This window comes from Crocinitomix catalasitica ATCC 23190 (assembly GCF_000621625.1).
Lineage (GTDB): Bacteria > Bacteroidota > Bacteroidia > Flavobacteriales_D > Crocinitomicaceae > Crocinitomix > Crocinitomix catalasitica.
Genome location: NZ_JHXV01000001.1, coordinates 362,967 through 382,433, shown reverse-complemented (window position 1 = coordinate 382,433; position 19,467 = coordinate 362,967). Strand labels below are relative to the sequence as shown.

General features: G+C 33.3%; 18 protein-coding genes. 2 read left to right on the top strand and 16 right to left on the bottom strand.

Going from position 1 to position 19,467, the window contains the following annotated elements:
- Positions 1–44 precede the first annotated feature (44 nt).
- The 16 genes from T367_RS0101935 to T367_RS23550 all read right to left on the bottom strand — a co-directional run bounded on the left by T367_RS0101935 (position 45) and on the right by T367_RS23550 (position 16,758).
- Entirely contained in the window at positions 45–575 is a 531-nt protein-coding gene (locus T367_RS0101935; RefSeq protein WP_027418339.1) for a hypothetical protein, read from the bottom strand.
- A 381-nt stretch (positions 576–956) separates the two neighbouring features.
- Positions 957–1,694, bottom strand: coding sequence for a hypothetical protein (locus tag T367_RS0101930; protein WP_027418338.1), 738 nt, complete (start codon positions 1,692–1,694; stop codon positions 957–959).
- Between the two features lie 8 nt (positions 1,695–1,702).
- Positions 1,703–2,314 carry an XAC2610-related protein gene (locus T367_RS0101925; protein WP_027418337.1) on the bottom strand — a complete coding sequence of 204 codons (612 nt, stop codon included), beginning with the start codon at positions 2,312–2,314 and terminating at the stop codon, positions 1,703–1,705.
- 260 nt (positions 2,315–2,574) lie between these two features.
- The gene (locus T367_RS0101920) at positions 2,575–3,546 is read right to left on the bottom strand and encodes a hypothetical protein (RefSeq protein ID WP_027418336.1); all 972 of its coding nucleotides are present in this window, start codon (positions 3,544–3,546) and stop codon (positions 2,575–2,577) included.
- 313 nt (positions 3,547–3,859) lie between these two features.
- Positions 3,860–4,345 carry a hypothetical protein gene (locus T367_RS0101915; protein WP_157454089.1) on the bottom strand — a complete coding sequence of 162 codons (486 nt, stop codon included), beginning with the start codon at positions 4,343–4,345 and terminating at the stop codon, positions 3,860–3,862.
- 154 nt (positions 4,346–4,499) lie between these two features.
- The gene (locus tag T367_RS0101910; RefSeq protein WP_084274270.1) at positions 4,500–5,573 is read right to left on the bottom strand and encodes an outer membrane protein assembly factor BamB family protein; all 1,074 of its coding nucleotides are present in this window, start codon (positions 5,571–5,573) and stop codon (positions 4,500–4,502) included.
- A 106-nt stretch (positions 5,574–5,679) separates the two neighbouring features.
- On the bottom strand, positions 5,680–6,480 hold the full coding sequence (locus tag T367_RS0101905; RefSeq protein WP_027418333.1) for a hypothetical protein: 801 nt from the start codon (positions 6,478–6,480) through the stop codon (positions 5,680–5,682).
- A gap of 127 nt (positions 6,481–6,607) precedes the next feature.
- Positions 6,608–8,176, bottom strand: coding sequence for a hypothetical protein (locus tag T367_RS0101900; RefSeq protein WP_157454088.1), 1,569 nt, complete (start codon positions 8,174–8,176; stop codon positions 6,608–6,610).
- A 641-nt stretch (positions 8,177–8,817) separates the two neighbouring features.
- Entirely contained in the window at positions 8,818–10,254 is a 1,437-nt protein-coding gene (locus tag T367_RS0101890; protein WP_027418330.1) for a S41 family peptidase, read from the bottom strand.
- 125 nt (positions 10,255–10,379) lie between these two features.
- Positions 10,380–11,768: a S41 family peptidase gene (locus tag T367_RS0101885; protein ID WP_027418329.1), complete on the bottom strand. Its 1,389-nt coding sequence runs from the start codon at positions 11,766–11,768 to the stop codon at positions 10,380–10,382.
- Positions 11,769–12,096: 328 nt separating this feature from the next.
- A complete protein-coding gene (locus T367_RS0101880) occupies positions 12,097–12,501 on the bottom strand; it encodes a hypothetical protein (protein ID WP_027418328.1) in 405 nt (134 codons plus the stop codon).
- A gap of 20 nt (positions 12,502–12,521) precedes the next feature.
- Positions 12,522–13,961, bottom strand: coding sequence for a TlpA family protein disulfide reductase (locus T367_RS0101875; protein ID WP_027418327.1), 1,440 nt, complete (start codon positions 13,959–13,961; stop codon positions 12,522–12,524).
- Positions 13,958–14,422 carry a pantetheine-phosphate adenylyltransferase gene (gene coaD / locus T367_RS0101870; RefSeq protein ID WP_027418326.1) on the bottom strand — a complete coding sequence of 155 codons (465 nt, stop codon included), beginning with the start codon at positions 14,420–14,422 and terminating at the stop codon, positions 13,958–13,960. The genes T367_RS0101875 and coaD overlap by 4 nt, the downstream gene beginning before the upstream one ends.
- A 79-nt stretch (positions 14,423–14,501) precedes the next feature.
- Positions 14,502–15,038 carry an RsmD family RNA methyltransferase gene (locus T367_RS0101865; protein WP_027418325.1) on the bottom strand — a complete coding sequence of 179 codons (537 nt, stop codon included), beginning with the start codon at positions 15,036–15,038 and terminating at the stop codon, positions 14,502–14,504.
- Positions 15,029–15,793 (bottom strand): DUF3822 family protein, encoded by a 765-nt coding sequence (locus T367_RS0101860; RefSeq protein ID WP_027418324.1) that lies wholly within the window; start codon positions 15,791–15,793, stop codon positions 15,029–15,031. The genes T367_RS0101865 and T367_RS0101860 overlap by 10 nt, the downstream gene beginning before the upstream one ends.
- Positions 15,794–15,810: 17 nt before the next feature.
- Entirely contained in the window at positions 15,811–16,758 is a 948-nt protein-coding gene (locus T367_RS23550; RefSeq protein ID WP_027418323.1) for a hypothetical protein, read from the bottom strand.
- A 126-nt stretch (positions 16,759–16,884) separates the two neighbouring features.
- Here T367_RS23550 and T367_RS0101850 point away from each other — a divergent pair, with 126 nt between their 5' ends.
- Together T367_RS0101850 and T367_RS25575 are read left to right on the top strand one after the other, a co-directional pair.
- The gene (locus T367_RS0101850; RefSeq protein WP_035842040.1) at positions 16,885–18,324 is read left to right on the top strand and encodes an ATP-dependent DNA helicase; all 1,440 of its coding nucleotides are present in this window, start codon (positions 16,885–16,887) and stop codon (positions 18,322–18,324) included.
- Complete coding sequence (locus T367_RS25575) at positions 18,324–18,506, top strand: cysteine-rich CWC family protein (RefSeq protein ID WP_072032145.1); 183 nt, start codon at positions 18,324–18,326, stop codon at positions 18,504–18,506. The genes T367_RS0101850 and T367_RS25575 overlap by 1 nt, the downstream gene beginning before the upstream one ends.
- The last annotated feature ends 961 nt before the right edge of the window (positions 18,507–19,467 follow it).

Genomic DNA, 19,467 nt, shown 5'->3' with positions numbered 1-19,467 from the left:
TCGATTCTTCTTGACGAATTACAGTTTAAGACAATTGAATTTTACTATTGGTGGTAAATAGCGTTATGCGCTAATGTATTTCCACAAGTAGAACAAGGAGTTGCTGCTCCAGCTCCGCCAGCACAACCATTAGAACATGTATAATGCCAAACACCTATTGCATTTTGTGCAGGTTCTGGTGTGTTTTGACCAGGTGCAGTAATTCCAGGTGCTTGAGATCCTGGTGCAGGTGTTCCTGGTGCTGGGTGATAAGCAGCATTATGTACCAATACATTTCCACAAGTTGCACAACCTTCAGCAGAACCAGCTCCGCCAGCACAACCATTCGCACATGTATAATGCCATACACCAGCTGCATTTTGAGCAGGCTCAGCAGGCATTGTATTTGGCATTGTAGTATTCGCTGCTGGAGCAATTGCTGGTGATGTTGGTGCAGTTGGTGCATCTGAAACTTCAGAAGACTTCGCATCAGTTTGTTCTGTTGCATCAGTATCTTCCGTCGTATCTTCGTTACATGCATATAATGAAACGATTGAACTTAATAGGATAATCGCTGCGGTTTTAAAATAATTCATAATAATCTTTTTTTTAGTTAATTGAGGTTTAAAATAAGAGGTTTTAGATCCTTTCGCTTTTGATTATGTAGCGAATTTAAATTTATGCTCTTCTACAAATTTACATTAATTTTTCAAGAATTGGTTATGAAAGGAAGTCATATTACGAATCAAAATTAGCGGTGAGCGTTTAGAGATTCCACAATACGATATTTTAATATTCGTCTCTTTATTTTGGTGTGGAGGGTAATAGATTTGACGCATACAGAACTTTACCGAACGCATCAATCATTGTTTATTAGGAATATGAAATTGGTTTTATTAACCACGGAGGGCACAAAGGTTGTCACAAAGGGCACGAAGAAAGAGGGTACTCCCTAAATCAATAAGAAAGTTATCGTTTTACCTATGGGTACTAATTGTGCTGGGCGCCGTCGAAGTATACGGATTCGTCAAACCGCTTTCATCTTCTTGCTTTTTAAATTGGCCATTAACATCAATTGAATAGCGTTCGTAAATAATTTCATTTGGCGTTGAGTCATAAGAATATCCGTTAAATGTCTTAGATACATAATCAATTTTATCGTCATTTAAAAAATCATAAAGATCCAGGTTTTGACCCGTTTTAAACGTCCCGAAGAAGTTTTTTGATTTTGTCGATATGTCATAAATTAAAAAGTACGCCACGCTGCATCCTAAACCAACACAAGGAGAAAACAGCATCTTTATTCCAATATATTCTTTATCATTATGTTTGTAGAGTTTTATCTCATCCCAATAATTAGCAAAGTCAACACTGTCTTTTCGATCGCTTACAATGTTTAATGTAGTCTTATCTTTTAGCGTGAAAAGGTCATTATTTATTTTGATTTTAGTTTCTTCATCCGTATCAATCCATTCGAAATTGTGTATTCCAATTTGAAATTCTGTATAATTTTCTACTGTATTATTGATTTCAATTGATGGCGTTAATCTATATAAATCAAAATGTTTTTGAAGTCTTTCATCAATATCTTCTATATCCGCCTTTTCGCTTTTAATTTCAATTTTTTCATTCGCCTTCACTTCCATATCTGTTTGCCCCTTGTCAACACAAGCAACAAAAACAAATAGTATTAAGATTATTAAAATTCTTATCATTTAATGACCTAATTCTGCTCTTCAATAATTACTGACTCACCGATTTGAATTATATTATTTGAATCGTCGAGCAAATATTGCGCACTGTATATTTCGCCTGAAATAACATAACTTTTAATCGTATCTCCTGTTGAATTTAGATTGGGATTTTTAATTTTTGAGAATTCAATAATGTGCTCCGGCATATAATCCTTGCCAACCAAATATAAGTTGTAAGTCCAATTACTGCGTGCATCTGAATATTCTTGAATTAATATATCTTGTACACCATCTCTATTATAATCTACAAATTCAATTTGTTGAACAAAACTAAATACTGAGTCTCGATAAATAACTTCATCGTTTTTCATGAATATAAACGCTGAATTCGGTCTATCATATTCATAATTTGGCTCAGGCGTCCAAAGTTGAACAGTAATATTTTCCCCATTATAAATGGAGTCACATTGTATCTCTATAGGATGATAAACAGCTGTAGCTAACGAATCCTCCTCAAAAACTACATCCTCATCCTTAGTTTGTGCTATTTGATTGCTCTGAACGGATTCCTTTTCATAGTTTTTTTGCTCAAAAGTACAACTGATAAAAGTTAAGAAAAATAACAAGTGAACTAAACGCATATATAAATTTAGCTATTCGAAATAATTCAATCGTTCAAGATATAAAATGGATAGCAAGTTATTTATTATCCGTACGGGTAAAGCTATATTTCGTGAAGTTCATCATAAATAATAGAGGCGCTTACGGTTGTGAGTATAAGAAACGTAAATGATTTCGGAGCACTAAACTTTCGGTTAAACACAAAGTTTGAAACGAGCCTAAAGCCTTGAATTTAATGCTATTTCGCCTATTTTTTTTTTATATACATCGTTACCTGCTTTTATTTCTTTTCAATTTTTGCATTTCTAGTATATCCGCTCTTCTTATATCCATCAATGAATATTATTTTGGCTTCGTTATTTTCAATTCCGTGTCTTTGAACTCTAAAGTGTCCGCTTACTCCAAATTCGCCCGTCCGAATAATTTTTGTAAAGTAAGAACTGTCGATTATTTCAATGTCATTTTTTGAACTATTAATAAACTTTTCTCCATTAAGTTTAACACGCCTTTGTTCGCCACTATCTATTCCGTGAATGATTTTGGTTTCCGTTTCAGTATAGTTGTAGAACAAAATAAATGACATTACATAATCGTGAATTTTGCCATACCAACTTCTGCCTTCTTGTTCGCTGTATTCCCAACCATAGATTTCATCATTACTTTGAAGTTCATATTGTTTAGTTGCTTGAGTTGTTCCATCATCGTAAATTGGCATTATAAGTAATTCACGGTCAATATCATTGCCCCATTCTCCTTCTCCATTTTCTAACTGTTCAATCAAATTTTTCCAATTTGCTCCTTGTAGTGGTGTTTCGCCTTCACTAATACGTTTCTTTAAGTCATTTAAAGTGTATGCGTTGGATATTTTGTCGTGGTCATCCATATTTAACCAACTAAACAGAATTGCGTTAATCGGATAATCATTTGGGTCAACACCCACATAGTCAGGGACATTCGTAAAGTCAGGATAAATTGTTTCTGGAAGCAGTAATAATGCAACCGTAGCAGGTGAATCTTTTAAAAGGTCTTTTGCCTTTATAAAATTTGAAGTGTCAATTAGTTTTTCGTGTATAGACTTTGAAATGTAGTTTATCTGAAGTCTCTTATTTACAAAAAACGGAAAACTGCTTAGCATTTCCTTTTGTTCTTTTCTGTCGGGAACTTGTCTGTCCAAGAACTCGTGAAGTCTGTCCGATAGAATATTGTTTTCTACACAACTCAAAATTGGAAATTTATCTTCTGTCAGTTTCATTTTCTGTCGTTTTTTAATTGCAGGTATCAACTAAATAAAGTTAATATTAACTTATCCGTTTGTAAACGCTTATAAATATTTCTTAGCCACTAAGGCAGCATTAAAGTTAGGTATTCGGGTTGTGTTGCTCAAATATAAGTTTTTCAACTTAATATTGATAAGTCGTTGAGGATTAATATTTAGAAATCGTAATACTGGTTCAGTTGATCACCCTTCGCGATGGAATATCGAAGTAGTGTGTCTTACACAACATGTTTATAGACGCCTCTCATTCTCGAGATATCAGAAAGGATTTAATTCAATCAAACTCTTCCTAATCGATAGTATTTAGATCATCTTTTACCCCTAAAGTTTTTGACTTTATTAGATCAATGAGAATTCCTAAGCCTAAAAACCCAAAGCTGCTAAATGGATAACTTTTAACCGCGCCGAAAATTAACTGTCCATCACTTCTAAAATCTAGCGAAGTTGCCCAGTAAATATAAAATCCAATGGCATGAATTATAAAATATTCAAAAAACATAATTCCGATGATTGTTCTATTTTTGAACACAACCTTTTGTGACTGCACAAAAATTAGAACAAACGATAATATCAATATAAATAGTAAGGCACCCAGCGTTGCTTTTCCAACATTAGAATAAGGATCATTGTCAACAATTTCAGCCATAATCACTTCAAGAAACATACCCGGAAGCACTGACACAACAGGAACAATAAAAGTTAAAGCCAGCATCAAACTAGCAAGAGTAAATACTCCCCCAATTATAATTCCGTTAAATTGCTGATTGATCTGCATTATATTAAGTATCGTTTCATTGTGGCTTGTATGGAGTAATTCATTTTTATCATGAACTGCCTGACCGTTTTTTAAATTTATAAAAATTGGCAGACTTTTCAGCAGTCATGAATATTTACTGCCAATGTATCCTCATTCATTCCTCCTAAATGTTTCAGTATTCTTCCAATTTGAATAAGGCGTCATTACCATCGGTAATATAAAGACCATTTTCAAATAATACGGGTGTGCCAATTCCATATTCAAAATCCGATTCAAATTGAATTTTACCTAAAGAATCTACCCCAATTAATTGCCGTCCTTGCGTTCCAAAATATGTCAAACCATTAAACGCTATGAATTCAGTAGCTGGAGCGTATTTCTTATTGGCTAAGGTCCATTTCAATTCTCCATTATTCGGATCTAAACAATCTAGTCCTCTTTCATAAGAAGCTATCAATAGTGAATGCCAAATAAGAGCAGGCTTCAAATATATTTCTGGATTAGAACTCACCTCCCATAATGTAGCTCCACTTTCTAGATCTATCGCTAAAACCGCCCCGTCTACATATGCCGAATCATAGCAGATTAAAAGCTTATTTTGATAGAACAAGGCTTCACCGCCCGAACTACTATCTCTGCGACTCCAAATAGATTTACCACTCTTAGCGTTAATTAATTTGGTATTACTAAAATGTTCGGCTAATGAATAGTCAAAATTAGAAATTGCTATTAAACTGTCTTGAATTGATGGGGCATTTGAGGATAACATCTGATAATCTGGCTCAAGGCTCCACATTAGACTTCCGTCGTTGATATTAAAAGCCATTAAGCCTTTATTGGTAAGTGACCCAAAAACTAAAGAATCAAAATGAATAATGGAATGCCCAACTTTTTTATTCGTTTGATGGGACCAAATCAGTTCTCCAGAGAGGTTATATGCATTCAACACATCCGATCCTCCAATAAAGATCTGATTGTTTACAATCAATGGTTTTTGATTTGAATAATTAGTTAATGACTTACTTTTCCAGTCAATTTCACCTGTTAAAAAGTCTGCTCTGAAAATAGTTTTATCTAGTGAGCTACCATATAAATATCCATTCAATAAAAGTAAGGAAGTTGCGTTCCAATTAAGCTTTTCATTTTGCCAAACTGTTGATAAACCCTGATGATATTTTTTCACTGGATGAGCGCAAGTATTGAACAAAAAAACAATGGTTAATATGGACAGAAATTGTATTCTCATTTGTTCGCTTATGTGCCTTGACGGTTAAAATAGACATTTTCTTCGTTAACCGAAAATTTGGTTAAAGCTTAACGTTGACCTGGGCTAGCAGTGAATTCTATTTTATTTATTCTTTTAGTTCTATTATATCTAAATATCTCTTTTTCAATAATTGTAATTGTACATCATCTCTTTTGATTGCCTCTTTTTGCTTATCAAACTGCTCGAAATCCATTTTATACAATCCAAAGAGTGTTCTATTCTTATATTCTAAAAACATTAATTGTTCTGTTCTATCAATTTCAGAAAACACTTTTCCAGTGTAATCCATATAAAATTTGTCAGCCATAGCATTCTTGTAATTATTTAGACTATTATAGCTAGTATCAACCTTATTATATTGATTTTCAAGCTCGTCTTTGGTCATTAGCGTTTTATGCCCTCTATACAGATAGACATACTTTCCACTTTCATCTTTTTCGGAATCTTCAATATCAAATTTTGAATAATACGGTTGGGGAATTTCAAGTGGCCAATAATAAGCATCAAACTTTACTAATAGCGCGGTCATTTCAGACTCTTTTAAGGAAGGGAATGAATAATTAGCAAGACACTGAATTTTCGCGTATTTCTCAACATTAAATAGCACTGAATCAGCACCCAGTTCTGTTTTATAAACTTCTTCTATTTCAGACTTTTGCTTAACTAAGGAATCAAAAATTAACTGTTCTAATTTATAACTTTCGCCAGAAGCTCTCTTCACTAACAAATTATATTGAGCTTCGCTTTTCATATCTTCAACCAAACAGATATTGCAAGCTGCACTTTTTGACGCGTCTATTAAGAATGAATAATTATGATTTATTTCTTGAGCTAAACTAAAATTAACTGCTGATATCAATAGTAATAGTTGAAGTGTTTTTCTCATATTAATTGTCCTCTCTGATAGCGATTGGGTGAAATTAGGCATTTACTTTGTGAGCAGTAGGTTTGCTGTAGGTTGATGGCGAATAGCTTCTCTGTAAATTTCACCTATTGTTGAGTGTTCGTTTTTATTACCTCTCATACATCACCATTCTTATGTTATTATAATTATCCAGACTTGAAAGTTTAAGTTCAATATTTAAGCCGTTTTGTATTGTCCAAACAAATGATTGATTTTTCTTTTCTTTATGTATCAAATTCGGTTCACCTAGCTCACTCGTTAGAATTAATATCAGGTCATTAAATCTTGTCAAAAAAATTTCACTTGCTGACTTATTATTTTCAAATACTATTCTTGAATGCTGTGTTTTTTCCCAATTAATCGTTACCGCTCTAACCAAGTCAGTCTTTTTAGTAGCGTAATACATAATTACGTTTGAAATAATCGTATCCTCTACAACAAGATAAGATTTGTTAATGTCAATATTGTACTTTTTAGTATTCCAACTGTCTCCAATTCCAATTTTTTGATTTGGGGTAATGTCAAAAGTTTTCCATTTCTTTTCTTTAGATTCCACCTTCGTCAGGGTCAGTTTTGAAAAATCAGCAAGGATTGATTTAAGTCTATTTTCAAAAATTTCGTTTGACCTTTGTTCTCCTAATATTTTTGGTTTTAATTCAACGTCATTAACTAAATAAGTTACATAAATTATATTACCCTTAATAATTGTCAAACCATAAATTTGGTCATTCGTTGTATTGAATTTGAGCAATTCATTAGTGCCATTTATGTTTTTACAACGATAAGAGAAATGCCAATTAAAAAATTTTATATCATCAAGTACCTTTTCAAATGGTTGTATTTTATTGTTTACTATCCGTGATAGATACGAAGCTGTGTCTGTTTCATAAATATGTAGAAGTTCATTATTAAAAGTATAAGAGCTGACAACCCTAGGGTGATTTGAAAAATCAAAATAGTCTACATGCTCATCTTCATAAATCACTTCATAGCCTTTTGATTGGCTGTACCAAGAATAACACTTACCTGTTTTTTGTATGTTTTCATAAGTCACATCACTATCGCATTTTGTAAGTTCTTTTGGGTTTTCAATTTTGAGAACTTGATAAGCATTAGTCAAATAATAGGTGTCATCAATTTTATTAATCAATGGTGTTGTGGATTCTAAAACATACTGACTACCTGTTTTCTTTTCTTTAAACCAAGTTTTTCCACCCCATTCGCCAAAATCTAAAGAGTAGACATAAAAATCCGAATCTTCGAATATTAAGTCCTCTGTCTTATCAATCTTGTTCCACTTAAAATTTGTATTGTCAAAATAATAGCTCTGCTTGTCAATATACGGCTTTAAAATAATGCTATCGTTTTGCACATAAAAATCCAAGTAGACTGTTTTCATTTCTTCGGGACAGTCAATCACTTTTTCTAATTGATTGTTTGAAAAAATATAAAGCCATCTTTTTTCATAGCCACCGTATTTCATTAATTGCTGTTCAAAAAGCACATAATATTTGTCGTTATACGCTAATGCGTGAGTCATTCTGCCATTTACGCTTATAGAGATTGTGTCTTGAATAAGAGAAAAACCACTTTCAAAATTTGTCACGCTTGACTTTTGTTGTCCATCACAAGCAAAAAGCGTCAATGATAAAATTAGTATTGCAAAAGTTCCTTTCATCTTCTTGTTTCTCGTTAGTTTGTTTGTTCTGCGGTCTTCAACATTTTTTTCTGATTTTTAATTAGTTCAGAAAGGAAAATTACTGGAGGAATTGACAAAAACAGCATGGTAATTCCATTCAATCTATTATGATAAACAATGACACTGATTGCAATTATTATAAATACTGTTATTATAGACAGCGCGTAAATTTTAATTAAAATAAAGTTCTTTCTCTTAATTAGGAGTATGATTATAGCATATAATAACGTTCCTGAAAAAATCATATTTGGTGAGGAATTGTCCCAGATCTGATTAAGTTTAAAAAGTTCAAACATTCTTAATATTTCTAGTATTTGACCTATTGTAACTACCAGAATCGAACTAAGAATAAAGAACAGAATCCTTTTTCGGGAAGTAATAAATTTATAAATAAAAACGGTAACGGTCAAGAAATGAAGTGTCGTAAAGCAATATAAAAATGTCACTACAATTCTCCCGTCAAAAAAGCTTAACCCATCAATTAAGTTGAGACAATTAAGTCCAAGCACCAAAATGTATAGAACATTAATAATTATTATTTGCAGGTGTGCTTTTGGGTTCATTTACTTATTTTCTTAAATACCTTATCTCTGATAAATAACTTTTAACTAATGAAACAGCTAATGTGACATGATTAATTTTTCTAATTCTTGCATTTCTTTATCAATTCCATTCAATCTTTCTTCGACAGAATAATCAACTTGAATATCTGGAATTACACCACGCCCATTTTTGTCAAGTTTGACTTTATTGTCTACATGAAATATCGGTACAGTTATACGTATTTTTGAATTGGGTAGCGTTAGATTACCAAAAAGAGTTCCGTTACATCCTTCTTCATTCCCCCCGGTTTCTGTGCCTATAAAGGTTGCATTACAATGATGCTTAATTTTTGAAGCTAAATTAGCACTCGCTGAAAAGGAGTACCCATCAGTTAAAACATATATCTTACCCTTAAAATGATTTTTCCTTTTGATTTTGAATTTGAATTGATAATTACGCCGAGGATCACTTCTATCTGAATCGGGAAAAAAATCAAATGCAATTTTCACTAATGCTTTAGTAGGCAAATGAAATTTTAAGTACTTGTTTTTTCTCGAGAATTTTCTATTTCTATATTTATCAATTGTAAAATCTTCCCTTGCTATATATTTAAGAAGTTCGGCTACATGTAAAAAATACCCACCTCCATTTCCTCTCAGGTCAATTACTAAATTTTCTGCTTCACTTTCTTCTAGATCCGCGAAGACTTTTTTGTAAAATTTTTTATAGCCATTTCTTTCAAACGAATTTAAATCAATAAAAGGAAGGCTATTTGAACCAAATGTATGATAATTTATACCGGGAACTGACATTTGTAAAGTATACAAGCTTGTGTCTTTTTGTATAGTTTTTTTCAATTTATCAGGTTTGCCAGATTTCAATATTACAACTCTCCGGGTATTGTTGTTTTTAATCACAATTGTATGGTATTCTTTTTGTCCATATAAAAATAAGTATTGGGACGAAAATCCTCCTTCAATATTTACATCTCTGAAATTAGAACTAAAACCATCTCGGGATACAATAGAATTCATATCTTTCAGTATCTGGCCAGCAGTCCGGTTATCAATTTCTAAAATTTCTGAACCATTAGGAATGTTGATGGCTTTTTGGTGGATATGTTTAACGTATAATTTGCCTTCCTGTAGATAAACGTCTAGAGGAATAAATAATGGGTTTTCTTTATGGAACTGATAGTAATCAGCTGATTGCATTGCAACAGTATGGCCACATCTTATTTCTTTAACATACTCGGCAACGTATCTATAAAACATCATTACTGTTTTAGTACTATTTATTTCCGCTCTAATTTCTAGTTCTTTTTTGTGCAGATTTTCTTTACTAATATATTGATATAGGGTTGGGTGTGCATCAGCCAATGAATTGACAAGAATATCCAAGTCCTCTACCATTTGTTCTGCTAGCAGTTGCTTTTGGGAAATAGTATCATAGGTTTGCCCATACAATAAATTAATTGTGAGAAAGAATGCAGTAAAAATCTTTAAACGTATCATATAATTACTCAATGTTGCTATTAAATTAACTTTTCTATCAATGGATCATTCAAGATTTTGTTTGTTGCAAAAAATCAGTTGTCATTATTTACTATTATTGCTGCGTCTTGTATAAACTGCGTTTTTTAATGCAGTTTAGGTTTTGTTAGAATTAGTTCATTCACTATAAAATTTAATTGAGGGTCAATGGTGCAATCAAATGTGCTAGATTCTTTTATTTTGTAGTGTGGGGTAACTCCACTTGAACTGAATTTTTGAGGTATGTTATTATAGCTTTTAATACTCCTTATGGTTATTCTGATTTTTGAATTTGGCAACTGAAGCGTTCCACCTCCAGTATTATACGAATTATAACCACCACCAGATTCCTCTCCTACAATTGTGGCATTCCCCCATTCTTTGAGAATTGCGGCAAAATTAGATGCTGCTGAGCCAGTATTCCCATTTATCAAAATAAAAAGTTTCCCGCGATACTGTTCTTGAGGAGTAATATAACTATTGCTAACCTTTCCAGAAGTATAACGTCCCATTAAATTTGATACTAGAAATTGAGGATTCATTTTGTGAAGGAAGTACTTTTTGTATGTTGCTGTATGAATTGATGAATAATTCTTTTGCCCATATGCTATTTTTGAACTGATAAAAAACCCTGCAAGAAATTGTTGAGATTTTCCACCACCATTATTTCGAAGATCCAATACCAAGTTTTTAATTTTACGAGATTTGATTTCTTCCATAAAAGATTCCAACCTTTTTTCGTACTTTTTGTTTGCCAACAATGGAATGGGAAGTACTAATACTGCATGACTTGTTAAGGTATCAATTGAATAGCACATTGAATTATATTTTTTCCGATTTTTATTTTTATTTTGTGAATAGCGTGAATTGAATACACCTTTTAAAGTGTCTCCCTTGTGAATATATTGCAGTAAAAAATTAGTTTCCCTTTGTTTGAATAGGAAATAATAATACAGAAAATTATGTTTCAATACTTGATCTTTACGAGATGTATTGTTCCCATCAGAGGAGATAAATTGATAAAGGGAGTCTTTTAAATCACTAATCAATTCACCATTAATGGCTACAATTTGATCGTTTTTATCAATTTCGTTTTTATCGGATCTATAATCTTCTTTAGAAAATAATGTATTGTTTACAAAGTATAAATGGAATGGTAATTCGTACTTAGCATCTAAAAATTTTATAGCCACATTTTCTTGATAAACCCAAGTATGAATGCACTTTAATGAAGAAACAAATTTTGAATAACTTGCCACGAGCTCTATGCGTGTCATTGGTCGAGAATTTATTTTTGCTTCCAGTGAATTTAAACCAGTGTATAAAGAAGTCGAGTCGTTATAATCATAAATTCCTGAATGACATTCTATCAATGTTGTCTTAAATACTTTAAAATCTTCAACCTGCTCTTTGATTGATGCTTTTACAAGATATTCTTGGGAAGCTACTAATAAGGAAAATGTTATAAAGATTAAACAAAGTGATAATTTCATCATTCTAATTAATTCTAACAACTAAATAAAGTTAATATTAACTTATCCGTTTGTAAACGCTTGTAAATATTTGTTAGCCAATAAGGCAGCATTAAAGTTAGGTATTCGGGTTGTGTTGCTCAAATATAAGTTTTTCAACTTAATATTGGTAAGTCGTTGAGCATTAATATTTAGAATTCATAATACTGGTTCAGTTGATCACCCTTCGCGATGGAATATCGAAGGTGCGGGGAAAAAAAATGCCATTTGGGACTTACGTTAAGAAAAACTCCTTAAATTATGTTGTTCAGCTAGAGCACTAGGTTATACGAATCCTCTATCTACTCGTAGATCAAACAAAATATTCTATCCCTAACGAATGGATATCATCCATCATTTCGACATATTCGGATTCCATATTGTTTTTAGACAAGACATCAAAATGTTGCATAAAATCATTTTCATAAACATCTGCCGGCTCATCATATATCCTCAAAACAGTTTGGTCAGAAAGCATAAAATAAAAACCGACACCTTCAATTTTAAAAAATCTTAAGACCTGACTCTCGACGATTTCGTCGATTCGAATCTTTTTAAAAGAAAACGATAATAGCACATTGATTTGCTCGCTCGTTTTAAAATCAACATCGTTCGAGTCAAAATAGATACCATTACCATTCCTTAGACATAGCAACAATTCCAAACCCTTTTCATTTGATCTTTTAAAATAAAACGAATCCCCTAATATTAATTCCATTGCGGCTCATGTCTCCTCTTTTACTCTTTCCCACCTACATTTATCTTCACAGTAGGATGTAAGGCTTTTTGGATATAAAACATCGTTTGGTTAATGGACATATATTCTCCTCCACTTGGAGACGGTGACAATGCCGGAGCAGAATGAATAAACCCTTCCTGATCAACCATTACATAACTTGGAATTCCTTTTACATTATAATCTTCTAATAAATGTTTTTGATCACCTATATGAACGATATCCCAGTCGTATGTTGGATTCTCTTTTTTAAATTGCTTAAAATCTGACACTTTCTCATCGACACAAACAGACAAAAACGAAATATCAGCGCCGTATTTTCTGTATAATTTTTCCATCACTTCCATTTCTGCTTTGGCTTGATCATTCCATGTAGCAAAGAAATTAAAATAGACATATTGCCCTTTGTATTTTGCCCATGTAATTTGCTCTTCATCTGACTGTAAATTAATAGCCGGCGCAGGGAACCCATTTTCTAAACTCGTTACATAATTCCGCACATTATTAGCGATAGCTGAATTTATTTTAAAGGTTGGATACGTGATCACAGAATCTAGAATTCTAAGAATATTGTCTTTATAAACAGGATCAGTATAGAAAGTCTTGCCTAGTTTATCCAACATGATCATTTCTCTAATTTCAGGGCGCGCTAAAAAGAGGTCGTTTTGTAAAGCTGCCATTAATTGCTTTGGACTGCTTGCATTGATACCTTCGAATATTTTTTTTCTTGTTTCAGGTGAATAATCAATAAAGTCTTTATCATAAAACCCTAATATATATTTCATATACCTATCATTCTCAAAGTAAACAGGGAACGGTTCGATATAATTCAAATAGGTTTTCAGTTTACCTTTACCACTTCTATTCTGCGGAATACTTTGTTCCATTTCAGCAATATCGTAACGCACATAAGTCAGGAAATAAATATTATCAATCTCCTCATAAGCCTCTTCTGCATACGTCTTAAAAGTATCTAAATAAGCACCCCATTGACCACGAGAAATTGCAATTTCATTATAAGCAATATAACTATCAAACCAATCGTGGTATTGCATCACTAAATAATTAATATCCAACGTATCCAGGTCGTTAAAATACAATTGTGTTTTATTGTTATTGTATGAAATTGGCTGTTTCGATTTAGGAAAGTAGATGGTATAATTCGAATTTTCACTCAGGTATAAATCAGCTTCTGTATTTTCAATTTCAATCACACCTTTCAAGGTTGATTTATTGGCCAATTTAATTTCAAAAGTACTGTCCTTTGCATTTACTTGCCCCTCTCCTATTTTAATTTTGGAATGGGTAATAAAGTCTTGATAAGCGTATAAATTCACTATTTGCCCTACAAAATCGGGTGCAAAACCTTTTAATGTTGTTCCTTGCGAGAACACAGGACTTGTAATAAAAAGTAGGAAGAAAATATTTAATATTGATCTCATTTATTAATAATCAAAAAGTTTAAGTTGGTTACGAATTGACTAACGTCACCACCATTTATTTTTATTTCTCGGATGATTGTAGAACTAACCGCTCCAAATTCTTTATCCGTAATTAGGAATACCGTTTCGATACCATTCAGGTCTTTATTCATTTGACCGATTGCTTTCTCGAATTCAAAATCATTCGTATTCCTTAACCCTCTGAGCAAATACCCTGCCTTTTTTTCTTTGCAAAAATCGACAGTTAAGCCTGTATAAGCTTCAACTACCACGTTTTGGTTGGGAAATAAGGATTGAATGTGTTTAATTCGGCTCTCCGTATCAAACATATACTGTTTCTTATTGTTTACACCTAGACCGATTACAATTTCGTCAAATAAGGGGATAGCCCTTTGAACGATATTTTCATGACCTTTTGTGAAGGGATCAAATGAACCAGGAAAAATGGCAATTCTTTTCATAGTTAAGCGCGAATTAAATTCTTATTCGTTGCTAAGATAAAACAATTGATGCTCTGAAAAAATGAAATTCAAAAGAGAATTAATCCTTTTCAAAAAAACTGAAATATACACCGCCATAATTTCGCGTCAATTTATAATTGACACAATGACTCATATTTGTTTCTTGCCCATGTTCTACGACCAAAATTCCGTCGTCAACCAATAGGTTTTTATCAAAAATAAGCGCAGGCAAGTTATTGGTGTCTTTAAAATCGAATGGAGGATCAGCAAAAATGATATCAAATTGCCCCGTTGCATTTTCGAGGTATTTAATTGCATCTTGCTTATAAATCAGCCAATTCTTCAGATCCAATTCGCGTTTTAGTTTCTCTTGAAATCTATTCGATACAAAATGGCTATCAATACTGATTAACTTACCCACCCCTCTTGATAGGAATTCGAGACTTACATTCCCTGTTCCAGCAAAGAGGTCTAAAACCTCCAGCTTTTCAAAATAGACGCGATTATCAAGAATATTAAAAAGACTCTCTTTTGCCAAATCGGTTGTTGGCCGAGACGGGAATTTTTTCGGTGGAAAAAATCTTTTACCTTTTAATGCTCCGCTAATTATACGCATAGAAATTGTTTCCCCAGAATAAAGTCTAAACCATTTTCATTTTGATCAGACAGATTTAATTTAAATTTAAAAAATTGACGTAATTTATTTTCTTCGAGCCAATCTTGACTTACGCCATAGACATTCATTTCAATTTTTGTTTGATCAATTTCTTTTTGTTCTAACATAAAAAGAATATGATAAATTAAATCGGCTATTTCTAAATAATCAAATCGATTAAAGTAGGTTAATTTTGATTGATCAGTCATCATTAGATAAAACTGATTCTTCTCTATCCACAAATGAATTTTAGGGTAGAATGTATCCTGATCAAAGATTCCTTTTAATAGCACAGTTGATCGGTGGATAATTTTTACACGTGGTATTTTTATAACGAATTGAGATTTGATCCACAAAGGCAATTCATAGATATTAACAATACCCAATTCTGGAATTCGATTATAATCTAAATTTTCGTGTGGTTCACTAAAGTTTAACTTAAAAATATCTTTAGGCGTCGAATAAGGGAACATATCAACAGGAATAAGGGTATTTCTATTAGACCCAGCTGATAAAATGAAGTGCGTAAAGCTAGCTTTAAAGAGTGGTGAATCCATATGTTTCACCACCTCTTCTCTGCTGTATTCTTTTAAATTAAAATCTTGCTTTTCTACAATTCGTTTGGTTGGAAGATGATAGATTGCATACCTAAACTTCTCCTCTGACAGGTCCATACACAAAGCATGGTTGTAAGCATCATTGGTATTAAATCCCATATTTCAGTCAACGCTTTTTACTTCCAATTTTCACGTAAGTGATTCTCATCCAACGCACCAATAGTATATACAAATCTACTTGTATCACCAGTTGTTTTACTTTGCATTGGGTGTGTCATTTGAATTCGAATCGTTTGAATTTTCAATTCATCTCTTTCAATCGATGATGTATCAATTCTAGCCAAATCTTTTGTAAATGGAACATATTTTAAAGAATCAGGATGGAATTCTAAAGTTGCTCCTAATTTATTTCTGTTCTCAATATATCTTTCATCTTTGAATAAAGCATCCATTACAGGAATATAACTTGTATCTCTTTTAAATCCTTTTAAATCAGGAAAAAACTGAGGCATTTTAGCTAATCTTGCTGCTTCAACTTCCGTCATTAAATTATCCAAAGGTCTATTATCTTTAGGTCCGTAAAGCATTGTTCTTTCTTCTGGATAAATTGCTCTTCCAGGAATAGCGCCAACTTTTAAAATTTTCATTTTCTCGCCATTCTTAATGAAATCAATCAATGAATCAACATTAGCGGTATACTTTCCGTGCATTTCACGATAAGCCAACTCTGCGTTTTTAATATCATACATTCTTGTACGAATTTCAACGTCGCGCGCATCATAAGCCGCATCATAAACTAATTTATCTTGAATGATTTTATAATCCCAGTATAAAACACCAATACTAACAGCAGCTAAAACTGCCATTATAACATAACTTAATGCTGTACGAAAAATGTTGAATAAAAACAGAAACCATACAACACTGGCAAAAATGAAAAACAAACTTGCATAAAGGAATTGACTATTTTGTTTAACTTCTATAGTCTCACCGTTATTTAAAGTCTCTATATTTGGCACCAAGCCCATGCGTAAAAGTACCACGCCAATTATTAAAAATAACGTAGGCCATAAAAAGCGATTTGCCCAATATTTTACTGTATCCAATTTATCGAAAAAACTCATTTTTAAATTTTAGTTAGCATTATACATCAATACGGACAAAACTACAATTTTTTTTGCACGTTTATTATTCAGTCAATATATTTTTTACATATTTAACTCAACGAAATAACATTAAATTAACACGTATTGAAAAACCAGCCCTTAAAATCGAGTTTCCGCCAAGATTTTATTACAAATTTAGGTTTTGCCCCCACAAGCGATCAAGTTATCGCAATTGAAAAAATTACTGACTTCATTTGGAATAAAAATGAACTCGATTTATTTGTATTAAAAGGGTATGCTGGTACCGGTAAAACAAGTCTTATAGCAAGTCTTGTAAAAACCCTTCCAATGATTCGTTTAAAAACAGTTTTATTAGCACCTACCGGTCGAGCTGCCAAAGTAATTTCGAATTATAGTCGTACCATCGCTCACACCATTCACCGAAAGATTTATTTTAAAGACGATAGTTTTGGGGACGATTCATTTGCCCTCGGACAGAATAAACATACCAATACCCTATTTATAATTGATGAAGCTTCCATGATTTCAACCGATGCAGGTATGGAACGCAGCAGTAAATTTACACCGCGGAATCTTTTAGACGATTTAATCGAATACGTTTATAGCGGGGTAAATTGTAAAATTGTATTCGTTGGCGACACTGGTCAATTGCCACCTATTGGTATGCAAGAAAGCCCTGCCTTAAGTCCAGATTATCTCCTCGCCACATATGGATTAACGATTCATGAACAAATGTTGAATGAAATTGTGAGGCAGGCAGAAGAATCTGGGATTTTGAATATTGCAGGTCAGTTAAGAGATTTTGAAGAAGAGCCGCCTTTATTAAAATTCAATAAAGATGATGCACGCATTGTATCAGGTGTTGAATTACAGGACGAATTAGAATCGGCGATCAATAAATATGGGCAAGACGAAGTTATCGTTGTTACCCGATCGAATAAAAGAGCCAATAGTTTTAACGAACAAATAAGAAGGCGCATACTTTGGCAAGAAGATGACCTGAACGCTGGTGATGTTTTAATGGCGACTAGAAATAATTATCATTGGTTGGATGCCAAATCAGAAGCGGGGTTTATTGCCAATGGTGAATTAATGGAAATTCTGAGGATTCAGAATAGAGAAAATATATTCGGAGCAGAATTTGCAGATGTTGTAGTAAGGTTGATTGACTATCCTGACATGAAGGATGTGGAACTTAAAATTAATATCGATTCCATTCGAAATGAAGGCCCTTCCCTTTCGCGTGAACAATTGAGCACCCTGTTCTACCGTATTGCGGCAGAAGAGTACCCATTAGAACGCAACCAGAGAAGCAGGAACAGAAAAGTAATGCAGAACCCCTATTTTCAAGCCATTCAAGTGAAGTTTGGGTATGCAGTAACTTGCCATAAAGCCCAAGGTGGACAATGGTCTGCCGTATTTGTCGATCAAGGATATTTTGTACAGGACATGTGGGACGTTACTTATATGCGTTGGCTTTATACTGCCATCACCCGATCGAGCGAACAACTTTATTTGGTTAATTTTACACCAGATTTTATTGGAGAACAAGATATTTACTGATGATAAAAAAATGTAGCAAATGCCAATCACCGTTCAATTGTAACGTCAATGATATAAAGGCTTGCCATTGTTCGCAAGTAAAATTAACACCAGAAATATTGGCTGAAATCAAAGAAAAATATGACAATTGTTTATGTAATGATTGTCTTAGGATGTTTGAGGTTAGTTCCGACTACGCATAAAGCTACGTCGGACGAGGTCTAACCTACACTGAAGCTTCGTTGGACAAAGCAAAAAAAATCAAAAAACTGTGATTGATAAATACTATTCACATGTCAACTCGAAAAACCTGCGTTCATCAGCGGGAAACACCTCCATGACACGTATCAAATCGAAAAATCTGCGTACATCTGCGCGAAACACTTCCATGACACGTATCAAATCGAAAAATCTGCGTTCATCAGTGGGAAACACTTCCATGACACGTATCAAATCGAAAAATCTGCGTTCATCAGCGGGAAACACTTCCTTGACACATGTCAACTCGAAAAATCTGCGTACATCTGCGGGAAACACTTTCATGACACACACCAACTCGAAAAATCTGCGTACATCAGCGGGAAACACTTCCATGACGCGCATCAAATAGAAAAATCTACGTACATCAGCGGGAAACACTTCCATGACACGTATCAAATCGAAAAATCTGCGTACATCTGCGGGAAACACTTCCATGACACGTATCAAATCGAAAAACCTACGTTCATCAGCGGGAAACACTTCCATGCACGTATCAACTCGAAAAATCTGCGTTCATCAGCGGGAAACACTTCCATGCACGTATCAAATCCAAAAATCTGCGTACATCTGCGGGAAACACTTCCATGACACGTATCAAATCGAAAAACCTACGTTCATCAGCGGGAAACACTTCCATGCACGTATCAACTCGAAAAATCTGCGTTCATCAGCGGGAAACACTTCCATGCACGTATCAAATCCAAAAATCTGCGTACATCTGCGGGAAACACTTCCATGACACGTATCAAATCGAAAAACCTACGTTCATCAGCGGGAAACACTTCCATGCACGTATCAACTCGAAAAATCTGCGTTCATCAGCGGGAAACACTTCCATGCACGTATCAAATCCAAAAATCTGCGTACATCTGCGGGAAACACTTCCATGACACGTATCAAATC

Coding starts and splice junctions, on each gene's coding strand:
- T367_RS0101935 (WP_027418339.1), bottom strand. CDS start 575: ATGAATTATTTTAAAACCGCAGCGATTATCCTATTAAGTTCAATCGTT.
- T367_RS0101930 (WP_027418338.1), bottom strand. CDS start 1,694: ATGATAAGAATTTTAATAATCTTAATACTATTTGTTTTTGTTGCTTGT.
- T367_RS0101925 (WP_027418337.1), bottom strand. CDS start 2,314: ATGCGTTTAGTTCACTTGTTATTTTTCTTAACTTTTATCAGTTGTACT.
- T367_RS0101920 (WP_027418336.1), bottom strand. CDS start 3,546: ATGAAACTGACAGAAGATAAATTTCCAATTTTGAGTTGTGTAGAAAAC.
- T367_RS0101915 (WP_157454089.1), bottom strand. CDS start 4,345: ATGCAGATCAATCAGCAATTTAACGGAATTATAATTGGGGGAGTATTT.
- T367_RS0101910 (WP_084274270.1), bottom strand. CDS start 5,573: ATGAGAATACAATTTCTGTCCATATTAACCATTGTTTTTTTGTTCAAT.
- T367_RS0101905 (WP_027418333.1), bottom strand. CDS start 6,480: ATGAGAAAAACACTTCAACTATTACTATTGATATCAGCAGTTAATTTT.
- T367_RS0101900 (WP_157454088.1), bottom strand. CDS start 8,176: ATGAAAGGAACTTTTGCAATACTAATTTTATCATTGACGCTTTTTGCT.
- T367_RS0101890 (WP_027418330.1), bottom strand. CDS start 10,254: ATGATACGTTTAAAGATTTTTACTGCATTCTTTCTCACAATTAATTTA.
- T367_RS0101885 (WP_027418329.1), bottom strand. CDS start 11,768: ATGATGAAATTATCACTTTGTTTAATCTTTATAACATTTTCCTTATTA.
- T367_RS0101880 (WP_027418328.1), bottom strand. CDS start 12,501: ATGGAATTAATATTAGGGGATTCGTTTTATTTTAAAAGATCAAATGAA.
- T367_RS0101875 (WP_027418327.1), bottom strand. CDS start 13,961: ATGAGATCAATATTAAATATTTTCTTCCTACTTTTTATTACAAGTCCT.
- coaD (WP_027418326.1), bottom strand. CDS start 14,422: ATGAAAAGAATTGCCATTTTTCCTGGTTCATTTGATCCCTTCACAAAA.
- T367_RS0101865 (WP_027418325.1), bottom strand. CDS start 15,038: ATGCGTATAATTAGCGGAGCATTAAAAGGTAAAAGATTTTTTCCACCG.
- T367_RS0101860 (WP_027418324.1), bottom strand. CDS start 15,793: ATGGGATTTAATACCAATGATGCTTACAACCATGCTTTGTGTATGGAC.
- T367_RS23550 (WP_027418323.1), bottom strand. CDS start 16,758: ATGAGTTTTTTCGATAAATTGGATACAGTAAAATATTGGGCAAATCGC.
- T367_RS25575 (WP_072032145.1), top strand. CDS start 18,324: ATGATAAAAAAATGTAGCAAATGCCAATCACCGTTCAATTGTAACGTC.